This is a genomic window from Bradyrhizobium sp. AUGA SZCCT0158, from assembly GCF_018130065.1.
Classification (GTDB): Bacteria; Pseudomonadota; Alphaproteobacteria; order Rhizobiales; family Xanthobacteraceae; genus Bradyrhizobium.
Genome location: NZ_JAFCME010000015.1, coordinates 163766 through 189604 on the forward strand (window position 1 = coordinate 163766; position 25839 = coordinate 189604).

At 61.4% G+C, this 25839-nt stretch carries 25 protein-coding genes; 17 read left to right on the plus strand and 8 right to left on the minus strand.

Annotated elements, in window-relative coordinates; genetic code table 11:
• Window positions 1-135: 135 nt before the first annotated feature.
• The 6 genes from JQ574_RS22060 (at window position 136) to JQ574_RS22085 (ending at window position 4538) form a co-directional block, all read left to right on the plus strand.
• Entirely contained in the window at window positions 136-837 is a 702-nt protein-coding gene (locus JQ574_RS22060) for an alpha/beta fold hydrolase (protein ID WP_212383836.1), read from the plus strand.
• 58 nt (window positions 838-895) lie between these two features.
• Window positions 896-1351, plus strand: a complete 456-nt coding sequence (locus JQ574_RS22065) for a GatB/YqeY domain-containing protein (RefSeq protein ID WP_212207694.1) — start codon at window positions 896-898, stop codon at window positions 1349-1351.
• A gap of 167 nt (window positions 1352-1518) precedes the next feature.
• On the plus strand, window positions 1519-3129 hold the full coding sequence (locus JQ574_RS22070) for an acyl-CoA synthetase (RefSeq protein WP_212207695.1): 1611 nt from the start codon (window positions 1519-1521) through the stop codon (window positions 3127-3129).
• Window positions 3130-3162: 33 nt separating this feature from the next.
• Window positions 3163-3633: a MarR family winged helix-turn-helix transcriptional regulator gene (locus JQ574_RS22075; RefSeq protein WP_212207696.1), complete on the plus strand. Its 471-nt coding sequence runs from the start codon at window positions 3163-3165 to the stop codon at window positions 3631-3633.
• 94 nt (window positions 3634-3727) lie between these two features.
• A complete protein-coding gene (locus JQ574_RS22080; RefSeq protein WP_212207817.1) occupies window positions 3728-4081 on the plus strand; it encodes a nuclear transport factor 2 family protein in 354 nt (117 codons plus the stop codon).
• A 19-nt stretch (window positions 4082-4100) separates the two neighbouring features.
• On the plus strand, window positions 4101-4538 hold the full coding sequence (locus JQ574_RS22085) for a hypothetical protein (RefSeq protein ID WP_212207697.1): 438 nt from the start codon (window positions 4101-4103) through the stop codon (window positions 4536-4538).
• Between the two features lie 4 nt (window positions 4539-4542).
• Here JQ574_RS22085 and JQ574_RS22090 read toward each other — a convergent pair whose 3' ends face one another.
• The 4 genes from JQ574_RS22090 to JQ574_RS22105 form a co-directional block, all read right to left on the minus strand.
• Complete coding sequence (locus JQ574_RS22090; protein WP_212207698.1) at window positions 4543-6768, minus strand: ATP-binding protein; 2226 nt, start codon at window positions 6766-6768, stop codon at window positions 4543-4545.
• A 371-nt stretch (window positions 6769-7139) separates the two neighbouring features.
• The gene (locus tag JQ574_RS22095; RefSeq protein ID WP_212207699.1) at window positions 7140-7652 is read right to left on the minus strand and encodes an SRPBCC family protein; all 513 of its coding nucleotides are present in this window, start codon (window positions 7650-7652) and stop codon (window positions 7140-7142) included.
• On the minus strand, window positions 7649-8116 hold the full coding sequence (locus tag JQ574_RS22100) for an SRPBCC family protein (RefSeq protein WP_212207700.1): 468 nt from the start codon (window positions 8114-8116) through the stop codon (window positions 7649-7651). The genes JQ574_RS22095 and JQ574_RS22100 overlap by 4 nt, the downstream gene beginning before the upstream one ends.
• Window positions 8109-8423 carry a helix-turn-helix transcriptional regulator gene (locus JQ574_RS22105; RefSeq protein WP_192736724.1) on the minus strand — a complete coding sequence of 105 codons (315 nt, stop codon included), beginning with the start codon at window positions 8421-8423 and terminating at the stop codon, window positions 8109-8111. The genes JQ574_RS22100 and JQ574_RS22105 overlap by 8 nt, the downstream gene beginning before the upstream one ends.
• Before the next feature lie 191 nt (window positions 8424-8614).
• Between JQ574_RS22105 and JQ574_RS22110 the strand changes: the two genes are divergently transcribed.
• Entirely contained in the window at window positions 8615-9232 is a 618-nt protein-coding gene (locus JQ574_RS22110; RefSeq protein WP_212207701.1) for a LysE family translocator, read from the plus strand.
• Window positions 9233-9654: 422 nt separating this feature from the next.
• Here the strand turns inward: JQ574_RS22110 and JQ574_RS22115 are convergent, their stop codons facing one another.
• Window positions 9655-10458, minus strand: a complete 804-nt coding sequence (locus tag JQ574_RS22115; protein WP_212383838.1) for an N-formylglutamate amidohydrolase — start codon at window positions 10456-10458, stop codon at window positions 9655-9657.
• 99 nt (window positions 10459-10557) lie between these two features.
• On the opposite strand from JQ574_RS22115, the gene JQ574_RS22120 reads away from it, so the two are divergent.
• The 3 genes from JQ574_RS22120 (at window position 10558) to JQ574_RS22130 (ending at window position 12781) form a co-directional block, all read left to right on the plus strand.
• Window positions 10558-11457, plus strand: coding sequence for a transglutaminase family protein (locus tag JQ574_RS22120; RefSeq protein WP_212207703.1), 900 nt, complete (start codon window positions 10558-10560; stop codon window positions 11455-11457).
• Window positions 11458-11459: 2 nt separating this feature from the next.
• Window positions 11460-12272 carry a transglutaminase family protein gene (locus JQ574_RS22125; protein ID WP_192736720.1) on the plus strand — a complete coding sequence of 271 codons (813 nt, stop codon included), beginning with the start codon at window positions 11460-11462 and terminating at the stop codon, window positions 12270-12272.
• 110 nt (window positions 12273-12382) lie between these two features.
• Window positions 12383-12781, plus strand: coding sequence for a gamma-glutamylcyclotransferase (locus tag JQ574_RS22130; protein WP_212207704.1), 399 nt, complete (start codon window positions 12383-12385; stop codon window positions 12779-12781).
• A 167-nt stretch (window positions 12782-12948) separates the two neighbouring features.
• Here the strand turns inward: JQ574_RS22130 and JQ574_RS22135 are convergent, their stop codons facing one another.
• Window positions 12949-13515 (minus strand): chlorite dismutase family protein, encoded by a 567-nt coding sequence (locus JQ574_RS22135; protein WP_212383840.1) that lies wholly within the window; start codon window positions 13513-13515, stop codon window positions 12949-12951.
• 185 nt (window positions 13516-13700) lie between these two features.
• Here JQ574_RS22135 and dnaG point away from each other — a divergent pair, with 185 nt between their 5' ends.
• A complete protein-coding gene (gene dnaG / locus JQ574_RS22140) occupies window positions 13701-15731 on the plus strand; it encodes a DNA primase (RefSeq protein WP_212207705.1) in 2031 nt (676 codons plus the stop codon).
• A 251-nt stretch (window positions 15732-15982) separates the two neighbouring features.
• Window positions 15983-18112 carry an RNA polymerase sigma factor RpoD gene (gene rpoD / locus JQ574_RS22145; RefSeq protein WP_212207706.1) on the plus strand — a complete coding sequence of 710 codons (2130 nt, stop codon included), beginning with the start codon at window positions 15983-15985 and terminating at the stop codon, window positions 18110-18112.
• 318 nt (window positions 18113-18430) lie between these two features.
• On the opposite strand, the gene JQ574_RS22150 is transcribed toward rpoD, so the two are convergent.
• Entirely contained in the window at window positions 18431-18667 is a 237-nt protein-coding gene (locus tag JQ574_RS22150) for a hypothetical protein (protein WP_192736715.1), read from the minus strand.
• 396 nt (window positions 18668-19063) lie between these two features.
• On the opposite strand from JQ574_RS22150, the gene JQ574_RS22155 reads away from it, so the two are divergent.
• The 3 genes from JQ574_RS22155 to JQ574_RS22165 are packed head-to-tail and all read left to right on the plus strand — an operon-like array spanning window position 19064 to window position 22084.
• Window positions 19064-19654 carry an ABC-three component system protein gene (locus JQ574_RS22155; protein WP_212207707.1) on the plus strand — a complete coding sequence of 197 codons (591 nt, stop codon included), beginning with the start codon at window positions 19064-19066 and terminating at the stop codon, window positions 19652-19654.
• Window positions 19651-20166: an ABC-three component system middle component 5 gene (locus JQ574_RS22160; protein WP_212207708.1), complete on the plus strand. Its 516-nt coding sequence runs from the start codon at window positions 19651-19653 to the stop codon at window positions 20164-20166. Before JQ574_RS22155 ends, JQ574_RS22160 begins: the two co-directional genes overlap by 4 nt.
• Entirely contained in the window at window positions 20153-22084 is a 1932-nt protein-coding gene (locus tag JQ574_RS22165; RefSeq protein WP_212383842.1) for an ATP-binding protein, read from the plus strand. Before JQ574_RS22160 ends, JQ574_RS22165 begins: the two co-directional genes overlap by 14 nt.
• Window positions 22085-22160: 76 nt before the next feature.
• Here the strand turns inward: JQ574_RS22165 and JQ574_RS22170 are convergent, their stop codons facing one another.
• Window positions 22161-23102, minus strand: coding sequence for an OmpA family protein (locus JQ574_RS22170; RefSeq protein ID WP_212207711.1), 942 nt, complete (start codon window positions 23100-23102; stop codon window positions 22161-22163).
• A 127-nt stretch (window positions 23103-23229) separates the two neighbouring features.
• On the opposite strand from JQ574_RS22170, the gene JQ574_RS22175 reads away from it, so the two are divergent.
• Together JQ574_RS22175 and JQ574_RS22180 are read left to right on the plus strand one after the other, a co-directional pair.
• Complete coding sequence (locus tag JQ574_RS22175) at window positions 23230-24045, plus strand: lytic transglycosylase domain-containing protein (protein ID WP_212207712.1); 816 nt, start codon at window positions 23230-23232, stop codon at window positions 24043-24045.
• Between the two features lie 223 nt (window positions 24046-24268).
• A complete protein-coding gene (locus JQ574_RS22180) occupies window positions 24269-25075 on the plus strand; it encodes a lytic transglycosylase domain-containing protein (protein WP_212383844.1) in 807 nt (268 codons plus the stop codon).
• The last annotated feature ends 764 nt before the right edge of the window (window positions 25076-25839 follow it).

The window sequence follows — 25839 nt, forward strand, 5'->3', positions numbered from 1 at the left end:
TGCCACCAGCCTAATCTGGAGTTCCCATTTCATAGCGTTTTCGAGCGAAGTGGACGCCGGTTCGCGTCAAGAAAACGCGTCAAAACAAGAAGCTAGGGCCGCTTTTCACCCCAAGGCGCCCAATCAGGAGTCCGCATGGACAATACGATGCCGATCCTGCTCGTTCCGGGTCTGGCGTGCTCGCCGCGGCTCTTTGGCCCCGTGGTGCCGGCCCTCTGGCAGTTGGGGCCGGTGACAGTCGCCAATCACAAGCGCGACGACAATATGGGCGCCATCGCCCGGCGGATCCTGGCCGAAGCGCCGCCGCGCTTTGCGCTCGCCGGGCATTCCATGGGCGGCTACATCGCCTTCGAGATCATGCGACAGGCCCCCGAGCGGGTGGCGAAGCTGGCGCTGATCAGCACCCAGGCGCGGCCCGACACCGGCGAAGCGACGACGCGCCGCCAGGGCATGATTGCCCGCGCCAAAGGCGGCGAATACCGCGCCGTGCTCGACGAGCTGTTTCCCGGCTTCGTGCACCCGTCGCGGCAGGGCGATGCCGCGCTACGCCAGCTGGTCCATGACATGGGCGACGATATCGGGCCGGAAGGGTTCGTCCGCCAGCAGACCGCCGTGATCGGGCGGCCGGATTCGCGCCCCACGCTGGCGTGGATCAGGTGCCCCACGCTGGTGCTGACCGGCGACCAGGACAACACCATCCCGAACTCGCTCTCGATGGAGATGGCGAGCGGCATTCCCGGGGCCAAACTGGTGGTGCTGGCCAATTGCGGTCACCTGCCACAGGTGGAAGCGCCGCAGGAGACCGCCGACGCGCTGACGGAATGGCTTCGGGGCTAGGTTGTTTCGAGAGCGCGAACAGCCTAGATCAGGGCTCTGATAGCCGAAGGATACGAACATGCTGCGCGACGACATCAACAATGCGGTCAAGGACGCGATGCGGGCCAAGGACGAGCGCAAGCTGTCCACGCTGCGCATGGTCAATTCGACGATCAAGAACGCCGACATCGCCGCACGCGGGGAGGGCAAGCCGCCGCTCAGCGATGCCGACCTGCTCGGCGTGTTCCAGAAGATGATCAAGCAGCGCCAGGAATCCGTCGAACTCTACGACAAGGGCGGCCGCGCCGAACTCGCCGCGCAGGAGCGCGAGGAGATCGCGGTGATCTCCGCTTATTTGCCGAAGCAGATGTCGGAAGATGATGTGAAGGCGGCGATATCGGCCGCGGTCACTGAAACCGGCGCCGCCGGGATCAAGGACATGGGCAAGGTGATCGCGGTGCTGAAGGCGAAATACGCCGGCCAGATGGATTTTGGCAAAGCCAGCGGATTGGTGAAGGCCGCGCTCGCGGGATGAGTGGATATCTCATTGGATGTCGTCCCGGCGAAGGCCGGGACCCATAGCCACCGGCGGTAATTGTTTTTACGCGCTGGTGGTTGTCTTTCTTCTCCAACAACCCCTGCCGCGGAGTATGGGTCGCGGCCTTCGCCGGGACGACGCAAAAATTCGAGGGCCTCTCCGCCATGCTCACCGAAGCCTCCGACTACGAAACCCTGTACCGCAACTTCCGCTGGGATATCCCGGCGCGGTTCAACATCGCGACCGCGTGCTGCGACCGTCATGCCGACGGCTCTGGCCGCCTCGCGCTGATCTATATCGACGAGGACGGCACCGCCACCAAGACCTCGTTCGACGAGGTTGCGGACCTGTCACGGCGCTTCGCCAATGTACTTGAGGCCGATGGCCTCGTGCGCGGCGACCGCGTCGCGGTGTTTCTGTCGCAATCGCTGGAATTGCCGATCGCGCATCTGGCGGCGTTTCGCTCCGGCCTGATCTCGATTCCCCTGTTCGCGCTGTTCGGCGAGGACGCGCTGGAGTTTCGTCTCGGTAATTCCGAGGCCAAAGCTGTCATCACCGACGAGGCCGGCTGGGACAAGCTCGCAAAGATCCGCGACCGCCTGCCCGAGCTGAAGACCATCTATGTGATCGGCGATCGCGCGCCCGCGGGTACCAAGCCGTTCTGGTCTTCGTTGAAAGCCGCATCACCGGATTTTACGACCGTCGATACGTCGGCCGACGATCCCGGCCTGATCATCTACACCTCGGGCACCACGGGAAATCCCAAGGGCGCGCTGCATGCGCACCGCGTCGTGCTTGGCCATCTGCCCAATGTCGAGATGTGCCACGACTTCATTCCAAAACCCGGCGACCTGATGTGGACGCCGGCGGACTGGGCCTGGATCGGCGGGCTGATCAACGGACTGTTTGCCTTCTGGTATCACGGCGTGCCGCTGGTCGGGCACCGCGCGCGCAAATTCGAGCCGCAGGCGGCGATGGCGGTCATGGCCGAGCACGGCATCCGCAACGTGTTCCTGCCGCCGACGGCGCTGAAACTGATGCGGCAGGCCGGCGTGAAGAACGCGGGCGTAAAGCTTCGCAGCATCTTCACCGGCGGCGAGTCGCTGGGCGGCGAACTGCTCGACTGGGTGCGCGCTACGTTCGGCGTCGATGCCCATGAAGTGTTCGGCCAGACCGAATGCAATCTCGTCATCGGCAGCAATTCCAAACTGTTTCCGATCAGGCCGGGTTCGATGGGCCGGGCGACGCCCGGTTTTGACGTGCGCATCGTCAACGACCAGGGCGAGGAGCTGCCGCGTGGTACCCGCGGCGTCATCGGCGTTCGCCAGCCTTGTCCGTGCACCATGATCGAATATTGGCGCAATCCGGAAGCGACGGCGAAGAAGTATGCCGGCGAGTTCTTGCTGACCGGCGATCTCGGCGTGCAGGATGAGGACGGTTACTTCTGGTATGTCAGCCGCGAGGACGACGTCATCACCACGGCCGGCTATCGCGTCGGTCCGTCGGAGATCGAGCACACGTTGATGAAGCACCCGGCGGTGGCGATGTCGGCGGTGGTTGGTATTCCCGATCCGATCCGTACCGAATCGATCAAGGCCTGGATCGTGCTGCGTCCGGGCTTTACGCCCAGTGACGCGCTGGCGCGCGAGATCCAGGAATTCGTGAAAGTGCAACTCGCCGCCCACGAATATCCGCGCTTCGTGCAGTTCGCGGAAAGCCTCCCGATGACCGCGACCGGCAAGGTGCTTCGACGCGAATTGCGGGCGCTCGGGTAACCTCTCCTCAAGCCAATTCTATGCGGTAGGAAAATGCAAAAAACTGTGCCTCACGCCGCGGGCTTGCACCGCGCCTCGCTCAAGAAACTCCATGATTTGGACGCGGCGCTGGAGCTGATGTATTACGGCTGGCGCGGGATGACGCTTTCCGCCGACCAGTATCTTGCGACCCTTGGCCTGTCACGCCCGCACCACCGCATTCTCTACGTGGTTGCCAGGCAGCCCGACGTGTCGATCGGCTCGCTGATTGAAATTCTCGGCATATCCAAACAAGCCCTGAACCGGCCGCTCAGCCTGCTGCTGGAGCGCAAGATGCTGACCTCGAGGCGGTCGCCCGAGCAGCATCGCTCCAAATTGCTGCGGCTGACGGAAGCAGGAAAACGCACGGAACAACGGGCATCGGACTACGAGCGCAAGGTCGTGAGCGAGGCGTTCGATCGTGTCGGCCCGCGTGGCGCTGCCGCGTGGATGGCCGTCATGGGGGCTATCGCCGACAGCAATTGATTTCTAAGGTCAATATAGTTGACTTGAAGATCGTGCCGTGACAACTTTCTCTGCAGTGATGCCGAGGAGGTGCGGGAGCTTGAGCAAACAGACGATGGACCGGGCCGCCGCCGGACGCTTTGTCGAGGCGTGGTGCGCAAGCTGGTGCAAGGTTGATATCGACGCTGTCGTCTCGCACTTTGCCGACGACGCGGAGATGCGTTCCCCCTTGGCCCTCAAACTGACGGATTCTCCTGTGGTCGCGGGCCTTGAGAACATTCGCGCCTACTGGCGCAAGGCTTACGGACACATCGAGAGCGCCGATCTGAAAATCCTGAGCTGGAGCTGGGACGATACGATCGCGCGCCTGACGGTCTGGTGGCAACTGGGCGACACGCGCGCCAGCGAGTTCATGGACTTCGACGCTGCCGGCCGTGTGGTGCGCAGCGAGGCCTTCTACGGAAAATAGCCATGTACGGAAAGTAACGATGCGATTTTCGGATTTCGTCCTGCTGCTCAACACACTCTGGTTCGGCGGCGCCTTCATCCAGTTCAGCATTGCCCAGAGCAATACGCTGAAAATACTGGTGCCGCGGGAAGAGCGCGGAAATCCGATCGCGCCGACCCTATCGGCCAGCGTGGCGTTCCTGGGCGGGATCAATCTGCCAATCGGCCTGCTGTCGCTGTATCTGCTGGCCCGGCCGCCCTTCTTTGGGGCCGCTGACGCGCAGCTTGCGTTATTCCTGTTCTTTGCCGCGTGCCACTTCAGTCAGTTCGCCTATAACCTTCCGGTCCTGATGCGCGGGGGACGCGTCGGGGTGGCGTACTGGCCGGTGTTGAAGGGCCCGATGCTCCGGATATTTGTCATCGACGCGATCCTGTTCGTGGCAAATCTAGTCGTGGTCTTCCTGCTGCTGTCCTCCTAGCCGCTCAACTCTCCTTCAACGCACGCCGCAGCATCAGCGCCAGGTCGTTTCGCCGGTACGGCTTGTTCAAAATTTTCGCTTCGCTGTCGAGGCTGTCGAGCGGCTGGACCGGATGTTCGGTGTGGCCGGAAGTGAAAAGCACCTTGAGTTCTGGCCGCAGCCGCGATGCTTCCCTGGCAAGCTCGGGTCCGAACATGCCGCCGGGCATCACCACATCCGTAAACAGCAGATCGATCTCGCTGCGTTGGCGCAATACCTCCAGCGCCTCGCGGCCATTGCGTGTCACGATGACGCGATAACCAAGCTCCTTCAGCTCCTTTTCAACATACGCGCGGACCAGATCATTGTCCTCGACAACGAGAATGGTCTCGGTGCCGGCATGTGCGGCGAGCTGGTCAGCGGGCGGCGCGGCGCCTCTGTGCGGGGCATTGATGCGGGGGAAGAAAAGCCTGACGGCGGTGCCGCGTCCCGGCTCGGAGCGTATTTGCATCGCGCCGCCGGATTGTTTTGCAAACCCATAGACCATGCTGAGGCCGAGGCCGGTGCCTTTGCCCACCTCCTTGGTGGTAAAGAACGGTTCGAAGGCGCGGCTGGCCACTTCGGCAATCATACCGCTGCCGGTATCGGTCACGGCCACCTCGACGTAATCGCCGGGCCGCGCCTCGCCATTGACGTCGAGGTCGGATTCATCGAGCGCGATGTTGCGGACCTCGACCGTCAGCTTGCCGCCCTGCGGCATCGCATCGCGCGCGTTGAGCACCAGATTGAGCAGCGCGGACGCCAACTGACCGGGATCGACGCTGGCGCGCCACAAGTCCCGATCGAGCAGGAATTCGCATTCGATATGTTCGCCCAGGGTCCGCCGCAGCAATTGTTCCATGCCGAGAATTTTCTGGCCGATGTCGATGTCCTGCGGCGTCAATGGCTGCTTGCGTGCGAAGGCGAGCAGGCTCCTTGTGAGGTCCGAGCCGCGCTCGGCGGCGGTGGCGATGCTGTCGGCGATGGTGTGCAGTTCCCGGTTCGCGGCCAGCTTCTCGGCGAGGTATTCCGCGTTGCCCAGGATGACGGTCAAGAGATTGTTGAAATCGTGCGCGACGCCGCCGGTGAGTTGACCCATCGCCTCCATCTTCTGGGATTGACTGAGCTTTTGATTGAGCTCGTCGATGGCGGCGCGCTGCCGCTCGAGCGACTCGGCGGTGCCGTTGAGCAGCGTCATCAGCCCGCCCAGTTCGCCGCCTGGGTGTGGCTCGGGAATCCGCGCGCTCAAATCGCCAAGGCCGAGCCGCCGCGCCATCCCGGCGAGCCGTCCGACCTGACGGCCGACGCCCAATGTCGCCAGCAGCCAGACGCCTGCGAGCAGCAGCAGCGAGGCCACCGCTAGCATCGCCAGATCCTCGTAGACGCGGCGGTTGGCGGCGGCAACCAGGCCGTCCTTGCGCAGCCCCACCATGATATAGAGGCCGGCGTCCCGGATCGAAGGCGAGCGGGCGACGGCCCATACATGCGTCCGGCCCTCAGCGTCTTGCATCTCGTGGAAGGGTTCGTGATTTGCTGCGGCCGCAAACCGGAACAGGTCCGAGTTTGCGATCGATGCGCCGGCGGGCGTGGTCCACCCCTTTCCCTGCGGGACGACCAGGACGGTGCCTTTCCTGTCAACCAGCAGCACATCCTTGCCGTTCAGCAGGCGCTTGTCGTACTCGGCGAATTTGCGCAAGTTGAACGATGCGAGCAGGATGAATTTCAGATCGCCGGATTCCGAGCGGGTGGGGTACGCGATCTGCAGCACGGAGGTCCCGGTCAGCCGGCCGAACACCGGCTCCAGCGTGACGATACCGTGCGCGGTCAGGGCCTGTTTGAAATAGGCACGATCCCGCAAGTCGAGAGTGCGGTTGGTCCGCAGCGAGTCGCAGAACAGGGCGCCGTCAGGTGTGATGGTCAGGATGCCGGTGAACTGCGGGTATTCCTCGCGCACCGCGGAGAGGAAGGCCGAACAGGCCGCCTTGTCTGACGTGTCGAGGTCGCGGGCGCGGGCCAGACCGTAGTGAAGCTGCGCCGTGCCCTGAATTTTCTCGTCCAGATCCCTGGAAATATCGTCGGCCGTTGCCGACAAATTGGCGAGCGCCGCGTTGATTTCGCTGGCGCGATTTTGGGCGAAGCGCAGTCCCACGAGGATGGCCGGCACCAGCATGGCCGCGATAACGAGTATCAGTAGCCGGGTGCGCAGGCTCATCGGTCGGTAATTTTCGAGCTCGAATCAGACAGTTTCATTTTTAACTAATAATGTGCGGCAATCGTGTGCCGCTCCGTCCGCCGGGGATGGCAAATGCCCCTTGCGAAAAACCGGGCCGGCAGTTCTCAAATGGCTTCTATTGGAGTCCCTCGGAGCGACCCTACAGACTCTGGTCGGCTATCGCAATCAGGGCGGGTGACAAGGGAAGGAACGTGCTGCGGTTAACAGGGCTGGCGTCAACTCCACCGTCGTCCCGGCCTTGAGCCGGGACCCAAACGCCGCGGCCCATCGGTGAGAGCCCAGGTGTTAGATACCTTCCTCGACAACGAACGCCGCGGAGTATGGGGTCCCGGCTCAAGGCCGGGACGACATCAAGGCGTCCCGATCCCCATCGCCTTCAGCGCGTCCAGCATGCGCTGCGGCGGCGCCATCTTGATCGCGAGCGGCTGACCCGTCTCCAGCACGCTCTTGAGGCTGGAGAGGATCGCCGGCCAGCCCTGGCGGCCGCCGGAGAGGATATCGTCGCTGATGACTCGGTCGTGCGATTGCAGCATTGTCAACTTCACCGCCTCGCCCGCTTGTTCGATCTCGTACGTCACCAGCGTCGGCCCAAGCTTTTCGATCAGCGCCGGCCAGTTGACGTTGAAGGTGACGGTCAGCCGCCTCGGTGGATCGCATTCGATCACCTCGCCGCTGATATGCAGCGCGCCATCAGGCGTACGCACGGTGTAGGCGCCGCCGAGCTTCAGATCGACTTCGACGGCATGGCCGAAGAAATATTTTCTGCTGAACTCCGCCGTCGTCAGCGCCTGCCAAACCTTCTCGGGGGTCGAGGCGATGTAGATCGTGTAGACGATCGCGGGTTTGAATTTGTCGATGTTCATGACGCGCCCTCGATTTCGAGCGCGGACAGGGGGACTGCAAGTGCGGTGCCTGTCTCCAGCAGGCTCTTGAGGCTGGACAGGATGGCTGGCCATCCCTTGGAGATGCCTTCCAGCAGCTTGCTGCCTTCAGCAAAGCCTTCGTGGGTCAGCGTCAGTTTGACGAGCTTGCCGTGGGGCTCAAGGTGGAAGACGACCTTCGTCGGCTGCTCGTCGCGCATCTTATCGTCGATCTCATGCTTGAAGGTGTACGAGAGCCGCCGCGGCCGATCGACCTCGAGAATTTTGCCGGTATCCGTGGTCGTGCCGTCCATGATGAGCGCAAACGGCGAGCCGACCTTCCAGTCGGTTTTCAGCTCGGTGCCAAACCAGTAACGCCGCGAAAATTCGCTCGATGTCAGCGCCTCCCACAATTTCTCGGGCGTGGTCTCAATGTAGATGACATAGACGAATTCCGGCTTACTCATCACGCTTCTCCAATTGCCGTTTCAATTCGCTGAGCGCAGTGAGCTTGCCGCGCTCGAATTTTTTGATCCAGCGTTCACCGATCTGATGGATCGGAACAGGGTTCAAATAGTGCAGCTTCTCGCGGCCATGCCTTAACGTGGTGACGAGGTTGGCCGCTTCGAGGATTCCAAGGTGCTTGGTCACGGCCTGCCGCGTCATGGCGAGGCCGTCGCATAGTTCGCCCAATGTTTGTCCGTTCCTGGCATGAAGCCTGTCCAGCAGCGCGCGTCGCGAGGCATCGGCCAGCGCTCGGAAGACCTCATCCATGGCGGGGGGATAATAGGCAACCAAATGGTTGCATGTCAAGGTCTGCTAGGCGCGTTGGTAATGCGATGGAAGGACGGTGAGGCTGCTTTTCTTCCCTTCTCCCACAAGGGGAGAAGGAAGAATGCACCGCTTCCATCTCCCCCGCTCACGTGCATAAATGGCGTAAGCTCCCTCCCATCCCGAGTTCCATCATGTCCCTCCAGGTCTATCTCGCTTTCGTCGCTGCCTGCATCGCGCTGGCGTTGCTGCCAGGTCCGGTGGTCACGCTCATCATCGCCAACGGCCTGCGCCACGGCACCCGCGCGGCCCTGATCAATGTCGCCGGCGCCCAGGTCGGCCTTGCCATCGTGATCGGCATCGTCGCGGTCGGCCTGACCTCGCTGATGGCGACGATGGGCTACTGGTTCGACTGGGTGCGTTTCGCCGGTGCGGCCTATCTGATCTGGCTCGGCATCAAGCTGGTTCGTGAGCCGGTGGTGGGCATCAAATCAGACGAACCGCCACCGCCGCCGCGCGGCGGCTTCTTCCTGCAGGGCTTCCTGGTGCTGCTCTCGAACCCCAAGGTGCTGGTGTTCTTCGGCGCCTTCATCCCGCAGTTCATGGACATGAAGCAGGACCACTTCCCGCAAGTGGCGCTGCTCGGCGCGACGTTCATGGTGACCGCCGCCATGACCGACGCGGTCTATGCGCTGCTCGCCGGCCGGGCCCGGCTTTTCTTCTCGGCGGAGCGCACACGGCTGGTGTCGCGGATCTCAGGCGGCTTCATGATCGGCGGCGGCATCTGGCTGGCGCTGACAAGGGCAAAATAGCACGCCTCGGTGGCTTCATCCTTCGAGACGGCCGCGGTGCGGCCTCCTCAGAGTCTGACTCAAAATGTCGCCAACGAAATAGGACTTTGTAGTGAAACTCTTCATGCCCGGCCTTGTGCCGGGCATCCACGTCTTAGTTTCACTTAAGCAAGAAAGACGTGGATGGCCGGGACAAGCCCGGCCATGACGAGAAAGCGAATCATTTGCAGGCAGCTAGGAAGCGCCCGAAATTGCTGGCTGCTTTTTCGGTCAGCCTCTCAGGATGAGGTCTGAAGGATATTAGACCCTCATGGTGAGGAGCGCGCTCTTGCGCGCGTCTCGAACCATGAGGCCATTGGGTGCGCGGCGGTAATCCGTTTGAACCGCGGCGTCTCGACCCCGCAGGGGGAGAGGGAACGCAGCTTAGGTGTGGCGACTGAAATCTAAATCACTTGCCGAGACCGAAAAATCGTCTCGACCTCACCAAGAATGCGCGCCAGCCGGTCGGCCCACGCTTTCTCGCCGGCCTGATCCGAAATCAGGTCCTGGCGAATCTCGATGCCGGTGTTCATCAGGCCGCGCGCCTCGGCGTGAACGGGAATGGTGTAGTCGGTCTGGTCGCTGACCGCGTAGGGTTCGTTGTCGCCGACGACGAGATCAGGCTCCGCGCGCAGCAATTGCAGCAGCAGCGGCGGCAATAGCTTGTCGCGCTGATAGAGCGTGCCGATGTGCCAGGGACGCGCGATGCCGGCATAGACAGGCGTGAAGCTGTGCAGCGAAACCAGTATCGTCGGCATCTTCCGCTCTCGGCGCGCGTCGATGATCGCGCCGATACGGCGGTGATAGGGCTCGAAGATCTGCGTTCGGCGCAGTTCCGCGGCTTCTCGCGCGATACCTTCATTGGCGGGGATCGTCGTGGTTTCGCTGATCAGCGGGATCGAGCTTGCGACATCAGGCGGGCGGTTGCAGTCGATCACCAGCCGCGAATAGCGCTGCGCGATCAGATGCGCGCCGAGATGTTTTGACAGCATCTCGGCGACCCCTGCGATGCCGATGTCCCATGCGATGTGCCGCACCAGTTCGCTCTCCGGCAATCCGAGATCGCCGAGCACGCGGGGAATCAAGCGGCCGTAATGGTCACAAGTGAGCAGAAACGGCGAGCGTCCCTCGGCATTATATTCGCGGACCGGGGGAACATCCTGAGATCCCAAGAGTAATGATGTGTCGCCGACGTCGTTCAAAACCATTTTTCCTTACGCATTGCCTATCGAAGCGGCATGTCGGCCTACAAATGAGCAGGTTTTTGTATAGATTAGCTGGCCCAGAATCACGATGATTGTTTGACGATGCCGTTACTCACGATTCATCACAAGACCGTATATCGCTACACGCACCCGGTGGCGTTCGGCGAACACCGCATCATGCTGCGTCCGCGCGACGGCCATGATCTGCGCGTGCTGTCCGGCAACCTCGCGATCGAGCCGCAGCCGATGCAGTTGCGCTGGATCCATGACGTGTTCGGCAACAGCGTTGCGATCGCAACCTTTGATGAGCGGGCCGAGACGCTGTCGTTCACCTCCACGGCCACCGTCGAGCACAACCCGGCCGAAGAGTTCGCGCTGACCGCTGATGATCCCGCCTATTTCTATCCGTTCCTGTACGACGAGGAGGAGTTTCCCGATCTTGTGCAGTTCATCACGCCGCAATATGGCGACCCGAATGGCGAGCTGTCGGCATGGGCGCGCAGATTTCTCGACGCCGAAGGGCCGACGCCGACGTTCAATATCCTCAGCGGCATGACCCATGGCATCCGTGACGCCTTCACCTATCGCAAGCGCTACGAGCAGGGCACGCAGCACCCGCTCGATACGCTGCAGACCGGATCGGGCACCTGCCGCGACTATGCGCTGTTCATGATCGAGGCGCTGCGGCGGCTCGGCATCGCCGCGCGTTTCGTCTCCGGCTATCTCTTCATTCCCGGCGACCGTGCACATGGCTATGTCGGCGGCGGTTCGACCCATGCCTGGGTGCAGGTCTATCTGCCGAGCGCGGGCTGGATCGAGTTCGATCCGACCAATGGCATCATCGGCACCCGCGACCTCATTCGCGTCGCGGTGGCGCGCGATCCGCGCCAGGCCATTCCGCTGCACGGCGCCTATCTCGGCTCGGCGGATGCCTTCGTCGGCATGGAGGTCAATATCAACGTCGTCTCCGTCATTGACGAAGCGCAGGCGGAAAAGGTCTGATCATGGAGATCAAGGTCGGCTTCGAGATCGCCTATGCGGCCGTGCAGCCGACGCCGATGGTGATCATGCTCTCGATCCACCCGTCGCGCTTTTCCGACATCGTCGGCACGGAAAGCATTGTCGCCGAGCCTGACGTGCCGATCGGTTTTTATCGAGACATCTTCGGCAATGTCTGCGGACGGCTGGTGGCGCCCGCCGGCGGCGTGACCCTGCGCGGCAGCGCGCTGGTGCGCGATTCCGGCCTGCCCGATATTGTCATGCCGACCGCGCAGCAGATCCCGATCGACCAGTTGCCGGACGAGGTGCTGCAATATCTGATGCCGAGCCGCTATTGCGAAACCGACAAGCTTACCGACGTTGCCTGGTCGCTGTTCGGCAACACGCCGGAGGGCTGGGCGCGGGTGCAGGCGATCGTCGAATTCGTCCATAACCACGTGACGTTCGGCTACCAGCATGCGCATCACATGAAGTCGGCGCATGACGTCTACGAGCAGGGCGCCGGCGTCTGCCGCGATTTTGCCCATCTGGCGCTGACGTTCTGCCGCTGCATGAACATCCCGGCGCGTTACTGCACGGGTTACATGGGCGATATCGGCATCCCCAGGGATCCTGCGCCGATGGATTTCTCCGGCTGGTTCCAGGTCTACCTGTCCGGCCAATGGTACACCTTCGACGCCCGGCATAATCATCCGCGGATCGGCCGCATCCTGATGGGCACCGGCCGCGACGCCGCCGACGTCGCGCTGACCACGAGTTTTGGCCGGATGGATCTTGTGAAATTCGTCGTCGTGAGCGACGAGGTGGTGGTGGCTTAAGACGCGCACTCTCCGCCGTCATTGCGAGGAGCGGAGCGACGACGCAATCCATTCTTTCTTTGCGCGGCAAGATGGATTGCTTCGCTGCGCTCGCAATGACATGAAGGGCCATGATTTCAGATCGTCTGTTCGTCTACGGCACCCTGATGCGCGGCTTCGACCATCCGATGGCGAAGCTGTTGTCGCGCAGCGCCGATTTCATCGGCGAGGCCAATTGCCGCGGCCGGCTCTATCTCATCAAGCATTATCCGGGGCTGGTGCTGTCGGACGATCCTGCCGACACCGTGTCCGGTGAATTGTATCGCCTGCGCGACCGCGATGCGTTGCTCGGCGAGTTCGACATGTATGAGGCCTGCGGCCCGGGGTTTCAGGCGCCGACCGAATATGTGCGGCAGATGCTGAACGTCACGCTCAGCGACGGCAGCGCGAGCGAGGCGTGGACCTACGTCTACAACTGGCCGGTCACCGGCCTGCCGCGCATCGCCTCGGGGAAATTTTTGGAGAACTAGAACACTCTCCGTGTCCCGGACGCGGTGCAGCGTGCAACGCTGCTCCGCAGAGCTCAGATGCGCAATTGCGCATCGGGGGACCCATACCGTCCGTTCCGCGGTGGGCCCCGGATCAGCAGCGCACCGCCAAAGCGGCGCTGCGCAGCATCCGGGGCACGAGAGCTGCGCTAACCCGCGTCCAGCCGTTCTTGCTCAAGCCGCACTTCAATCTCGCGCTCGACGTAATTCCATTCTTCCGTCGCCCGCAGCATCGCGACCAGTTCCTCGAACAGCGCGGAATTCGCCGGGTCGTATTCGAACCAGGTCAGGAAATCGAAGGGCTCGCCGAGGTCGCGGCAGTGATAGAGCTGGCGGGCGATCGCGGGGAGGTATTTCAGGCTGGCGGCGATATGCTGCGACTTGTCCTCGAAAATCTGGCGCCGCTCTTCCTGGGTCAGGTCCCACCACGCGGCGTTCTTCTTGATCGGGATCAGCGCCGCGCGGGTTGCTTCGGGCCGGCCGAGCCCGGCCTGCACCGCCACCAGCTTGTCCTTCTCGGCGCGCTCGGTATAGCGCACATGGCTCGCGACCCCGGCGAGCCGCCAGGAGGTCTGCGAGGGCAGGATCGGCAGCGCGATCGAGGCAGAATGGACGACCGACACCGCCGGCGTCAGCAACAGCTCGGCGCCCTTGACCGCGGCCTGCGACACCACCTGCCAGGCCCCGCTTTGCCCGCCTCTGAAGGTCGTGAACATGGGCCTATGGAAGCGTGGAACCGGGCCGGGTTCAAGATGTCATCCGGGCCATCCGGGATGGCGGGGCCTGTGAATAACGGCAAGAAGCCCAATACGTTTCGTATTTCCCGCCGCCCGCCCTGTATCCATGGCCGGTTGGCCAACTGCTAGAATCCGGCCCAGCGAATCAAGGCCCCAATTCACCCATGCGCTTTACGCCCCAATTCCTCGAAGAACTGCGCGCCCGGCTTCCGGTCTCGGAAGTCGTGGGCCGGCGCGTCAAGTTGAAGAAGGCGGGACGGGAGTGGAAGGGGCTGTCGCCGTTTCAACAGGAGAAGTCGCCGTCCTTTACGGTCAACGACCAGAAGGGTTTTTACCACGACTTCTCCTCCGGCAAGCACGGCGACATCATCTCGTTTTTGATGGAAACCGAGGGCGTCGGGTTTCCCGAGGCTGTCGAACGCCTCGCCTCGATGGCCGGCATGGCGCTCCCTGCGGTGACGCCGGATGCGGCAAGGCACGAGCAGCGCCGCAAGACGCTGTATGACGTGATGGAGCTCGCCGCCAAATTCTTCGCCGACACGCTGGCTTCGCGGGGCGGCGCCAAGGCGCGCGGCTATCTTGCCGACCGCGCGATCTCGCCGGCGACGCAGCTGCAGTTCCGCATTGGTTACGCGCCCGGCGATCGCTTTGCGCTGAAAGAATATCTCGGCGCGCAGGGCATCCCGACCGAGGACATGGTCGAGGCGGGGCTGCTCAACGGCGGCGAAGAAATTCCGGTGCCGTACGACAAATTCCGCGACCGCGTGATGTTTCCCATCACCGATGTCCGCAACCGCGTCATCGCCTTCGGCGGCCGGGCGCTGGAAAAGGACGTCCCCGCCAAATACATGAATTCGCCGGAAACCCCGCTGTTTCACAAGGGTGACAATCTCTACAACCTCGCCACCGCACGGCAGGCCACGCATGACGGCGCGCCCTTGATCGTGGTCGAAGGCTATGTCGACGTCATCGCGATGGTCACGTCAGGCTTCAAAGCCAGCGTCGCGCCGCTCGGCACCGCGCTGACCGAAAACCAGCTGATGCTGCTGTGGAAGATGGTGGACGAGCCGATCCTTTGCTTTGACGGCGACAAGGCCGGCAAGAAAGCGGCGTGGCGCGCGGCTGATCTCGCGCTGCCGCATTTAAAACCCGGAAAGAGTCTGCGCTTTGCGCTGCTGCCCGAGGGACAGGACCCCGACGACCTCGCGCGCTCTGGCGGCCGCGCCGCGATCGAGGAAGTGATTTCGGCGGCGCGTGGGCTCGCCGATATCGTGTGGTCGCGCGAGATCGAAGGTGGCACGTTTGCAACGCCGGAGCGGCGCGCGGCGCTGGAAGCGCGGATCGGCGAACTCAGTAACGGTATCCGCGACGAAGTGGTGCGGCGCTATTATCGCCAGGATCTCTCCGAGCGGCTTCGCAACACCTTTGCGCCCGAAGGCGGCCGCGGCGGCTACGGCCGCGGCAATTTCGGCGGCGGCAATTTCGGAGGACGACCCGGCGAATCAGGCCGCCGTTTTGCCTCCCGCAGCTTCACCCCGGGCGCGGCGGGCCGGGCGGCGCCCTATGGCGGCCGCGGGCAGGCGGGCTCGGCCAGCCAGACCATCAACCGCGGCCCCTACCAGGCCGCGAGCCCCCAGCTCGCCAACAGCCCGATCATGCGCGGCCAGCGCAGCGCGATGTCCCGCCGCGAGGCGCTGATCCTGCAGTCCCTGATCAACCACCCTTGGCTGCTGCACGACCATCTGGAGGAGGTGGCGGCCCTGGAACTGGCCCATCCGGAGGCCAACAAGCTCCGCGCCGGCATTATCGCGGCCTTTGCCGGCGACCATCACCATTCCCCCGATGTCGAAGAACAGGCCGAGAAAATGCGCGCCGATCTCGAAGCGCGCGGATTTTCGCAAGTTCTTCAAAGGGTTGGCGGCGCGATCACGACCGGGGCGGTGTGGGGCGTGCAAATCGGGGCCGCCCGCGAGGATGTTCTTTCGACCTGGCAGCAACTCGTTGCCTTGCATCAGAAAACACACGCCTTACTTAGGGAAAAGAAAGATGCCGAGCTGGCTCTGGGCGAGGAGTCCAGCGAGGCCAATCTGGCGTGGTTAAAGGACGTCAGCGCCCGGCTGGAGTCGCTGGACGGCACCGAGGCCTTGATTGAGGGTTTTGGCGAGCTTTCAGGCCGGTTCCGGCAAGGCGTCTGATTAAGCGTCAGATGAAAAAATGATGCGGACGGCTCGTGCCGGAGCCGTTAAAAGACTCGCCAAACCCATGGTTTGGCTGCAAAAACAGGGTTAAGCGAAGCTTAAGAGCCTTACGGCTAGTAGACATAACCGGCGAAACGGGGATTCGGGGTGGCGACAGTCTGCGCCGCCCTTTCCGCGTCGTGACTTACTTTTCGTATTGCAGGTGCGGCGGCCGCATCCTGCATGAGCGTGTTTCGGGAGCTTGATGAATGGCCACCAAGGCAAAGACGCTGCAGGTTAAAGACAAGGAAAAAGACGACAAGGCAGCGGACGCCCCCGAGAAGGACTCGCCGGACGCCCCGTCGCCGTTGCTCGATCTGTCGGATGCCGCCGTCAAGAAGATGATCAAGCAGGCCAAGAAGCGCGGCTTCGTGACCTTCGATCAGCTCAACGAAGTCTTGCCTTCCGACACCACCTCGCCCGAACAGATCGAAGACATCATGTCGATGCTGTCGGACATGGGCATCAACGTGTCCGAAGCCGAAGAGGCCGATAGCGAGGACGAGAAGGAAGAGGCCGACGACGAGACCGACAACGAGCTTGTCGAGGTCACGCAGAAGGCCGTCACCGAGGTCAAGAAATCCGAGCCCGGCGAGCGCACCGACGATCCCGTCCGCATGTATCTGCGCGAGATGGGCACGGTCGAGCTGCTGTCGCGCGAGGGCGAAATCGCGATCGCAAAACGCATCGAGGCCGGCCGCGAGGCGATGATCGCAGGCCTCTGCGAAAGCCCGCTGACCTTCCAGGCCATCATCATCTGGCGCGACGAGCTCAACGAAGGAAAGATCTTCCTTCGCGACATCATCGATCTCGAAGCCACCTATGCCGGCCCTGACGCCAAGAACAACATGAACCCGGCGATGCTGGCGGCACCCGTCGGCCCCGATGGCCAGCCGGTCGCTGCTGCCAACGGCAATGGCGCACCCGCGCATGTCGCGCCGCCGGCCGCCCCGCCGTCGGCGACGCCGTTCCGCGCAGCCCCTGCGTCCGCGCCCGGTGGCGACACCGAGGAAAAGGATCCGGCCGAAGCCGCCGCCGAAGGCGACATGGACGACGACGAGTTCGAAAACCAGATGTCGCTCGCGGCCATCGAGGCCGAGCTGAAGCCGAAGGTGGTCGAGACCTTCGACAAGATCGCCTCCGAGTACAAGAAGCTGCGCCGCCTGCAGGAGCAGGACATTGCCAACCAGCTGCAGAGCGAGACGCTGTCGCCCTCGCAGGAGCGCAAATACAAGAAGCTGAAGGACGAAATCATCGTCGAGGTGAAGTCGCTGCGGCTCAACCAGGCCCGTATCGATTCTCTCGTCGAGCAGCTCTACGACATCAACAAGCGCCTCGTCTCGTTCGAAGGCCGCCTGCTTCGTTTGGGTGACAGCCACGGCGTCGCGCGCGAAGACTTCCTGCGCAACTACCAGGGCTCGGAGCTCGATCCGCGCTGGCTCAACCGTGTCTCGAAACTCTCGGCCAAAGGCTGGAAGAATTTCGTCCATCACGAAAAGGACCGCATCAAGGATCTGCGCCACGAGATCCAGTCGCTGGCAGCCCTGACCGGGCTCGAGATCGGCGAATTCCGCAAGATCGTGCACGGCGTGCAGAAGGGCGAGCGCGAAGCCCGCCAGGCCAAGAAGGAAATGGTCGAGGCGAATTTGCGTCTCGTGATCTCGATCGCCAAGAAATACACCAACCGCGGCCTGCAGTTCCTCGACCTGATCCAGGAAGGCAATATCGGCCTGATGAAGGCGGTCGATAAGTTCGAATACCGCCGCGGCTACAAGTTCTCGACCTATGCGACATGGTGGATCCGGCAGGCGATCACGCGCTCGATCGCCGACCAGGCGCGCACCATCCGCATTCCCGTGCACATGATCGAGACCATCAACAAGATCGTGCGCACCTCGCGCCAGATGCTGAACGAGATCGGCCGCGAACCGACCCCGGAAGAGCTCGCCGAAAAGCTCGGCATGCCCTTGGAGAAGGTGCGGAAAGTTCTGAAGATCGCCAAAGAGCCGCTCTCGCTCGAAACCCCCGTCGGTGACGAGGAAGATTCGCATCTCGGCGATTTCATCGAGGACAAGAACGCGATCCTGCCGATCGACGCCGCGATCCAGTCGAACCTGCGCGAGACCACCACGCGCGTGCTGGCCTCGCTGACGCCCCGCGAAGAACGCGTCCTCCGCATGCGCTTCGGCATCGGCATGAACACCGACCACACGCTGGAAGAAGTCGGCCAGCAATTCTCGGTCACCCGCGAACGCATCCGCCAGATCGAAGCGAAGGCGCTGCGCAAGCTGAAGCATCCGAGCCGGTCAAGGAAGCTGCGGAGCTTCCTGGATAACTGATTTCAGATTGTCATGCCCGGGCTTGACCCGGGCATCCATCCAAACAAAGCGGCGGGCGAAAGCCCGCCGTTTTTGCTTGGCCTGACCTGCATCAAGCTGCCGCGATGAACTCGATGAAACCGGATTACGCCGCCTCCACGCCACCGGTGCGCTCCCTCTCCCGCTTGCGGGGGAGGGCGGGGTGGGGGTGTCTCCGCGAGCCACACTCTTCGTGAGGAGAGAGCCCCCACCCGGATCGCATCTTCGATGCGATCCGACCTCCCCCGCAAGCGGGAGAGGTGCACCGAGTCTGCGGATACGCAGGTGTGATCGCGCGCCCTACTTCTTCTTCGCCCCGACCCGGCTGATGCTCTTGATCTCCAGCGGCGTGCGGCCGGATTTCTCGGCGATCTCGCGGTCCTGCTCGAGGATGAACGCGCGCGCCGGCTCGTCGCCGTCGAGCCCGCCGAGCAATTCGGCAGGCACGCGCCGGTTGGAGCGCTGCGAGTCGTCCTCATAGACGACATTGAAGAAGGCAAACTCGCCTTTGGGATTGGTCCCGGGTTTCTTGGCCATGCGGGCTTTTGGTCGATAAGGGGGCAGGAGTCAAAGAAAATTGCGGGGCGGTACGAATATCGACCAAGCGCTGGAACATCTTGCTCAACGGTCCTCGGTGGCTCGCGAACGGGTGGCGCGCGTAGGACTTTTTATCGACCCGCGCCGCCTTTCAAAATCCTGTGAAGTATGCAACCGTATGTTGTAGCGTCGTTAGAATCGGAGAATGGGATGCAGGAGTGGGGATCGGAGCTAATAAGCTTTGTGGCAGGGTTGCTCGGCGGTGCAACCATTGGTTCGCTCGTAACGATAAAATTTGTCCGGTCGTCCTCGGCAAACCGGACTGTCCGTCAGTCAGGTATTACTGCAGGTCGCGATAATATTGGCGGCGATCGTACAAATAAAGGTTAGTTCCGATTGCCGATCATTGGCGATAGCACCACGCAAAATGGAATATCTGCAGGCCGCGACAATGCAGCCGGCAACATCACGAACACAAATTCGAACAATCAGACATTCCAATTCAATTTGGCAGGTGAGAAATCACCTATTGCTGCGTGGATGGCGCTTCTTGCGGAGGAGATTAGCACCGATAAGCACGTCAGCGACTTCATCGATACGCTTCAGATGTATCATGAGAAGCACAGCCATGATGGCGTCGAAGGCTTGGAGGCAAAACTCATCTACTCTGGGCGGCATTCGGAGCTCTCGCTGGCGCTCCGCAAGAAAGAGTTGTTCACGCGTCTTCTTGCAAAATATTCAATGTTCGATTCTGCTCAACAAATTCTTGCCTATCTTCTCTCAAAGATGGAGCAGGACTTCCGGTCTTATGTCCTTCCGAATCTTGATGGTGGCTCGCCTGCAGATATCGATCACTTATTTGGCCAATACCTCATTGAACCCTGCGCGAACGAAATAAAGTCCGGTGTTTTCTGTTTGAATGCGGCGATCGCTGCAGGGATGGCATATTGGCTCGCCGAACAGTGCTACATTCGGTGGCACGCATGATTCATCTTTCGTATCACCCGGCTTTTGATGCATTTCACGCGATCTTTCGTTTTCTGCGCGTAAAATTCCGGCAAGACGTTTCAGATATCGAAGTCGATAAGCTCCGTATACTCGACTATTACCTGTTGTTTCCTTGGAGAGCCGCAGCCATTCGGTTGGCTCAAAAGGATCTGGAGGTGCGACGAATCGCCAAGAGACTGGAGCAGAAGCAAGACTATGCAACGTTGCCAAATGGTGAGGCTCTTCTTGAGAGGATGCGAGCGTCACAAATAGCTGCACTGCAGACGATGGCCCAGGATGGGGTCGTCGACGCGAAGCACCTTCGAGATGGGATCGTGAGGTTCAAGGCCTTCTCGTTGCCAAGTGAACTTAAGAAGCGCATCGATAGTAAGAATGACGAAGAGGCAGACAAGATGGCGATCATCGATGCTCTGAGCGCGTATCCGCTTCTTGGCGCTGATGGTTTGAAGGGAAGAACCGCTTTGCTTGAGCACCGCTATGACAAGATTTAAGCCAACCCTTCGGGTTCAGCGGCTCCGGATCGAGCGCCTCGGCACTAGTGTATATGACGAGGTCTTCCACCAAGGGGTCAACATCATTCGAGGCGATAACTCGTCCGGAAAATCTACGATTCTGAACTTTCTTTATTATAGCATCGGGGGTGACATCAGTGATTGGAGTCAGACTGCGCTCTTGTGCACGCGGGTCTTGGTAGAAGTTTCGCTCAATGGGAACGTAGCCACTTTTGCTCGCGACATAACAGAAAAGTCGGGTCAACCGATGGAGATTTTTGCCGGCCCTCTTGAAGAGGCTCTCAAGGCGCCGGCTGCGATCTGGGCGAGATATTCATATCGTCGCTCAGACACACGGGAGAGTTTCTCCCAAGTCTTGTTTCGGCTCCTCGACATACCGGAAGCAAGCAATGAGGCGAGCGGTAACGTAACCATTCATCAGATACTCAGGCTGATGTATGCCGATCAGCTCAGCCCAATAGGCACGTTGTTCAAGTTCGAGCAATTTGATCCGCCCTTACTGCGGGACACAGTCGGCCGGCTTGTCTTTGGTGCCTATGAAAACGAGCTTTACGCAAACGAGCTCCTCTTTCGCGAGCGAGAAAATGAGTTCAAGAACGTCAGCTCTGAACTTGCGGCCATCTCGAAACTAGTCGGGCAAACTGGGCAGATTCTTACGCCATCGTGGCTAGAAGCTGAGCACAGGCGCATTGAGGAGGAGCGTAAGTCGATTGAGGCTCAGATCTCTGAGGTAGAAAGGGCGGTGTACGAGGCTGGTGCCAAAGATTCTCTTTCATTGGAGTCACAGCGACAGGCCTACACCGAGGTTCAACAACTTCAAGCGGAAATCAGCAAAGTTGCTGCTAGCATTGATGCAAGCAAATTTGAAATTGCTGATGCTACTCAGTTCATTTCCGACTTGGAGTCGAAGCTTGCAGCACTGAACGACTCATCTGCAACGTCAGACGCCTTCGGCAGAATCACGTTTCAGTACTGTCCGGCTTGTTACTCCGCAGTTGAGGCCGAGCATCCGGCACATGCTTGCCATCTCTGTAAGAACCCCTTCGATAGCGAGCGGGCGCGCTCGCGGATCGTTTCGCTAGTCAACGATACATCAAGGCAACTAAGGCAATCACGCTCTCTGCAAAAGGAACGATCGGAAGAACGCGTGAGACTTGACGCGAGGTTGGCTGACCTGACGTCGCGTTGGAACGCCGCTTCTGACAAGCTTACGCGCTCTGCGCTAACTCCATCGTCTGAAGCGCGGCAGAGCCTAAGAGTTCTACAGCGGGCCGCTGGTTATGTAGATCGACAGTTGGAAGATCTCAGGAGCAAAGAGCAGCTATCGGCATCTCTCGAAAAGCTAATCGCGCGAAAGGCTGAGCTCAATGCTGAAATGAGCCAGCTTTCGGATCGAAATGCAGCGATCAAACTCGCGCTCAGTCGACGACTCAATGTTGCGTATGCCGCGGTGGAAAAGGAAATTCTTGCCCTGTTGCACGGGGACCTGCCTCGCGAGCAGGCATTCATTCAAGCTACAACTGTTCAGTTTGATTTCGCAGCCAATAAACTCGGGGTGAATAATGAGTCGTATTTCTCCGCGAGCTCGCGCGTAATTCTAAGGAATAGCTTTTTCGTTGGGCTCTTTGCGGCGGCTACAAAAGACACGTCTTTCCGGCACCTACGGCTTTGTATGCTTGACTCTATCGAGGACAAAGGGATGCAGCCTGATAGAAGTCACAACTTCCAGCGAATGCTTGTCGCGGTGTCTCAAGCTGCGCTTTGTGAGCATCAAGTGATTTTCGCGACATCGATGATCGCTCCAGAGCTTAACATTCCCAATCTAACTGTCGGGCATTCCTCTACCCTCAAACAGCCTACTTTAAACATCAAAACGTCCAGTCAACCATCCTTGTGAAGCTACTGATAGACGATTGGCGCACGAAAGAAGCGTGGCCTGCGAGGGACCCTGAGCGTTAACCCCGCCCACCCGCCTACGGCGCCACCAACTCCACCCGTCTATTCATCGCCCGTCCGGCCTCGCTCGCGTTCGACCCCACCGGCGACAGATGCGCCACGCCCGCGGTGCGCAGCCGTGGCGCGCCGATGTGATAGGTCTTCACCAGTTCTTCGGCGATCGCCTCGGCGCGGCGGCGCGAGAGGTCGAGGTTGTAGGTGTAGGGGCCCTGGCTGTCGGTGTGGCCGACGATGAAGACGCTGAGCGCGACCTGCGAGGCCAGGAGCTTTGCGATCTGTTCGAGGGTGGGGCGGCTCTCGGGCCGGATGATCGCCTTGTCGGTGTCGAAGTAGATGCCGTAGAGCGCGACGCGGCCGGTTTCGCGCAGGCCCTTCTCCATGACGGTTGCATCCACCATCTTGTTCTCGATCGCGCCGAGTTCGGCGATCGTGAGCTGCGCGTAGATATCGCGGTTGTTCTCGCTGACGATGACGCTGGCATAGGTCTCGCGTCCGTTCTCGCGCTTGTGCGCCGCATGGTAGCGATAGTTGAAGCCGTCCACCCACATCTGCGGGATCGGCAGCGCCTCGATCGCCTCGGTGAAGGGAATGCCGCCGCAGGCGTCGGTGTCGCAGCTCAGCAGCGTCTCGAATCCGGCTTTTGTTAGCTGCGTCTCGAAATTCCGCGAGACTTCCACGATCGACGGGCCGGGAGCAGAGCGATAGGCGATGCGGGTGATGCGGCCTTCGAGGCGCGGCGTATCCGATGGCTTGCCGTCCTTGAAGACCGCTGCCTGCATGCGCGCGACATCGAAATTCTTCACCTGGTGTCCCGATATCACGCTGCCGGCGAAACGGCCGATGCCGGGGAAATCCTTCGAGCCCGCGACATCGCGGGTCTGCGCCAGGGCCGCGGCCGGCGCGAGCGACAAGGTGAGCAGAACGAGGAGCGGCTTGATGATCTCGTGGGGAAGGGCCATCCGGAAAATCTCTGCATTTTTGGGAAAGATACCGGCCAGGCGGCCCTGCCGCAACGCTCGAAGCGCGGCGGCAGACGTGCTAGAAGCAGGCCTGATATTCCGGCGCCCACACCAAAGATGGTTTCCCATGTACTTCTTTCGCCATGCCTTTGCCTTCTGCTCCCTTGTTCTGGCCGTTTTTCTTGCCGTTTTCCTGGCATCCTTCTCGCAAGCCAATGCCGCGCAATGCGGCAACTCCGCCGCCGGCTTCGAGGCCTGGAAGCAGTCGTTCGCCGGCGAGGCCCGCGCCAAGGGCATCAGCGCCGCGACCGTCCAGGCCATGATGGCGACGAATTACGCGCAGGCGACCATCAACGCCGATCGCGGCCAGCGCAGCTTTCAGCTGACGCTCGATCAATTCCTCGCCAAGCGCGGCGCCAACGCGATCGTCGCCAAGGGGCGTCAATTGAAGAATTCGCAGGCCGCGCTGTTTTCTTCCATTCAGCAGCGTTACGGCGTGCCGCCGGGACCGCTGCTCGCGATCTGGGGCATGGAGACCGGTTTTGGCGCCGTGCGCGGCAACCAGAACATGCTCTCTTCGATCACGACACTGGCCTATGACTGCCGGCGCACCGCCTACTTCACCGAGCACCTTTACGCGGCGCTGCAATTGATCGATCGCGGCGTGCTGTCGCCGAACCAGCGCGGCTCCATGCACGGCGAAGTCGGCCAGACCCAGTTCATGCCAAAAGCCATTTTGGCCTACGGCACCGGCAATCTCGAGAACTCCGCCAACGCGCTGACCTCGGCGGCGAATTTCCTCAAAGCCCATGGCTGGCGCGCCGGCGCCGGCTACCAGCCAGGCGAACCCAACTTCGCCGCCATCCAGGCCTGGAACGCCGCGGGGGTCTATCAGAAGGCGATTGCGCTGATGGGCCGGCAGATCGACGGGGGGAGTGAGTAGGGGTGGTGTAGTGTGAACCACAAATAAAGCTGTCGTCCCGGGCTTGACCCGGGACCCATAGCCACCGGCGGTAATTGGTTTGCACGCTGATCGTTATCTTCCTTTGCCGACAACGGGGGCCGCGGCGTATGGGTCCCGGCTCAAGGCCGGGACGACGAAAATTAGCTCCGCACCCTCATCTCATGGCATGATCGGCACAACCTCGACGCTACAAGGGATTCGCATGCGCAAGTTTTGTCTGGCCGTTTTGTTCGGCGCCGTCATTGCCGCCGGCCCCGCTTACGCCGCCCGCTGCGGCGGCGATTTCAACACCTTCGTGGCGGCGATATCGCAGGAGGCCGCCGCCGCCGGTGTTTCGCAGGGCGTGATTTCGCAGGCGCTGTCGGGCGTGACGCAGGATCCGGCGGTGCTGGCCTTCGACCGCCGCCAGCGCGGCACCTTCAACAAGACGTTCGAGCAATATGTCTCGACCCGCGTCGGGCCCGGGCGGATCAAGATGGGACGGCAGATGCTGCTGAAGCACGCCTCGCTGCTGTCGCGGATCGAGAAGCAATACGGCGTGCCGCCGGAGATCATCGTCGCGATCTGGGGACTGGAATCCGATTTCGGCAAGGGCGACGTCGGCAAGATGCCGGTCGTCCGCACGCTCGCCACCATGGCGCATGATTGCCGCCGCACCGAACTGTTCCAGGGTGAACTGATCGCCGCGCTGAAAATCGTGCAACGCGGCGACCTGCCGCTGCGCGATATGGTCGGCGCCTTCGCCGGTGAAATCGGCCAGACGCAATTTTTGCCGTCGTCCTACATCAAATACGGCGTCGATTTCGACGGCAACGGCCACGTCGATCTGCGCCACAGCGTCCCCGACGTGCTCGCCTCGACCGCCAATCTGCTGCACGTCTCCGGCTTCAAGCCCGGCGCGCCCTACAGCGAAGGCACGCCGAACTTCGAGGCGATGCGCGAATGGAACAGAGCCACGATCTATCGCAAGACGATCGGGTTTTTTGCGGATCAGTTGGCGGGCCGGTGAGTCCATCGGCAATCGCAACTGCGTAGGGTGGGTTAGCCGAAGCCGTAACCCACCATCTTCGCCCACCACGCGGCGGGTTACGCTGCGCTAACCCACCCTACGATCCTCTCTCTCCCCGTCATTGCGAGCGCAGCGAAGCAATCCATGGTGCGCCAAGCTGAGGAATGGATTGCTTCGCTCCGCTCGCAATGACTGCGGGGTGCGACAAATCAACCCGACGGGCAAATCACTTCTGCTTTGCAGAATTCATGTCAAGTCCTAAATTTCCGAAAATCGAAAATATTTTTCTTCCCTCCGACCCCAAATCACCTGCACATCAATAGCCATCCCGTCCCATTCAGAGGGGCGTCGGCCGTCGTCATGACGAGGGGCGGGGATGCGGTGGACGTTGAGGTTGCGATTGACGGTCGCGGCTGAAGCGTACGGCGAAAGCGTGTGGTCCTGACGCCCGTAACGGCGTCAAGTCTTTCGGGAGCCAACGCTTCCGAGGGGCGACGGTGGCAATAGAGGCCGTCTCACCGGGGAGAGCGCGTTATAAGCCGTAAAGCCACTGCGCAGGGAATGTCGGATGTTCTCCGCTGCCCTGTATGCTCGTGTGCAGCATTCTTATGCACAATCGCACGCGAGACCGCGGGTGCAGCGCGCATCCGGCATTCCCTGCGCCCTCTGGATTTTGAGAGGGCGGAACGAATTTGAAAACCTCGGTCGCTGTGCGACGCGAGAACGCGAAACTATATCCACGTCGTCCCGGCGAAGGCCGGGAC

Coding starts and splice junctions, on each gene's coding strand:
- JQ574_RS22115 (WP_212383838.1), bottom strand. CDS start 10,458: ATGGTTTTGAACGACGTCGGCGACACATCATTACTCTTGGGATCTCAG.
- JQ574_RS22060 (WP_212383836.1), top strand. CDS start 136: ATGGACAATACGATGCCGATCCTGCTCGTTCCGGGTCTGGCGTGCTCG.
- JQ574_RS22105 (WP_192736724.1), bottom strand. CDS start 8,423: ATGGATGAGGTCTTCCGAGCGCTGGCCGATGCCTCGCGACGCGCGCTG.
- JQ574_RS22150 (WP_192736715.1), bottom strand. CDS start 18,667: ATGGCCAAGAAACCCGGGACCAATCCCAAAGGCGAGTTTGCCTTCTTC.
- dnaG (WP_212207705.1), top strand. CDS start 13,701: ATGCGCTTTACGCCCCAATTCCTCGAAGAACTGCGCGCCCGGCTTCCG.
- JQ574_RS22165 (WP_212383842.1), top strand. CDS start 20,153: ATGACAAGATTTAAGCCAACCCTTCGGGTTCAGCGGCTCCGGATCGAG.
- JQ574_RS22095 (WP_212207699.1), bottom strand. CDS start 7,652: ATGAACATCGACAAATTCAAACCCGCGATCGTCTACACGATCTACATC.
- JQ574_RS22110 (WP_212207701.1), top strand. CDS start 8,615: ATGTCCCTCCAGGTCTATCTCGCTTTCGTCGCTGCCTGCATCGCGCTG.
- JQ574_RS22130 (WP_212207704.1), top strand. CDS start 12,383: ATGATTTCAGATCGTCTGTTCGTCTACGGCACCCTGATGCGCGGCTTC.
- JQ574_RS22175 (WP_212207712.1), top strand. CDS start 23,230: ATGTACTTCTTTCGCCATGCCTTTGCCTTCTGCTCCCTTGTTCTGGCC.
- JQ574_RS22170 (WP_212207711.1), bottom strand. CDS start 23,102: ATGGCCCTTCCCCACGAGATCATCAAGCCGCTCCTCGTTCTGCTCACC.
- JQ574_RS22120 (WP_212207703.1), top strand. CDS start 10,558: ATGCCGTTACTCACGATTCATCACAAGACCGTATATCGCTACACGCAC.
- JQ574_RS22090 (WP_212207698.1), bottom strand. CDS start 6,768: ATGAGCCTGCGCACCCGGCTACTGATACTCGTTATCGCGGCCATGCTG.
- JQ574_RS22180 (WP_212383844.1), top strand. CDS start 24,269: ATGCGCAAGTTTTGTCTGGCCGTTTTGTTCGGCGCCGTCATTGCCGCC.
- JQ574_RS22085 (WP_212207697.1), top strand. CDS start 4,101: ATGCGATTTTCGGATTTCGTCCTGCTGCTCAACACACTCTGGTTCGGC.
- JQ574_RS22160 (WP_212207708.1), top strand. CDS start 19,651: ATGATTCATCTTTCGTATCACCCGGCTTTTGATGCATTTCACGCGATC.
- JQ574_RS22100 (WP_212207700.1), bottom strand. CDS start 8,116: ATGAGTAAGCCGGAATTCGTCTATGTCATCTACATTGAGACCACGCCC.
- rpoD (WP_212207706.1), top strand. CDS start 15,983: ATGGCCACCAAGGCAAAGACGCTGCAGGTTAAAGACAAGGAAAAAGAC.
- JQ574_RS22080 (WP_212207817.1), top strand. CDS start 3,728: ATGGACCGGGCCGCCGCCGGACGCTTTGTCGAGGCGTGGTGCGCAAGC.
- JQ574_RS22135 (WP_212383840.1), bottom strand. CDS start 13,515: ATGTTCACGACCTTCAGAGGCGGGCAAAGCGGGGCCTGGCAGGTGGTG.
- JQ574_RS22070 (WP_212207695.1), top strand. CDS start 1,519: ATGCTCACCGAAGCCTCCGACTACGAAACCCTGTACCGCAACTTCCGC.
- JQ574_RS22065 (WP_212207694.1), top strand. CDS start 896: ATGCTGCGCGACGACATCAACAATGCGGTCAAGGACGCGATGCGGGCC.
- JQ574_RS22075 (WP_212207696.1), top strand. CDS start 3,163: ATGCAAAAAACTGTGCCTCACGCCGCGGGCTTGCACCGCGCCTCGCTC.
- JQ574_RS22125 (WP_192736720.1), top strand. CDS start 11,460: ATGGAGATCAAGGTCGGCTTCGAGATCGCCTATGCGGCCGTGCAGCCG.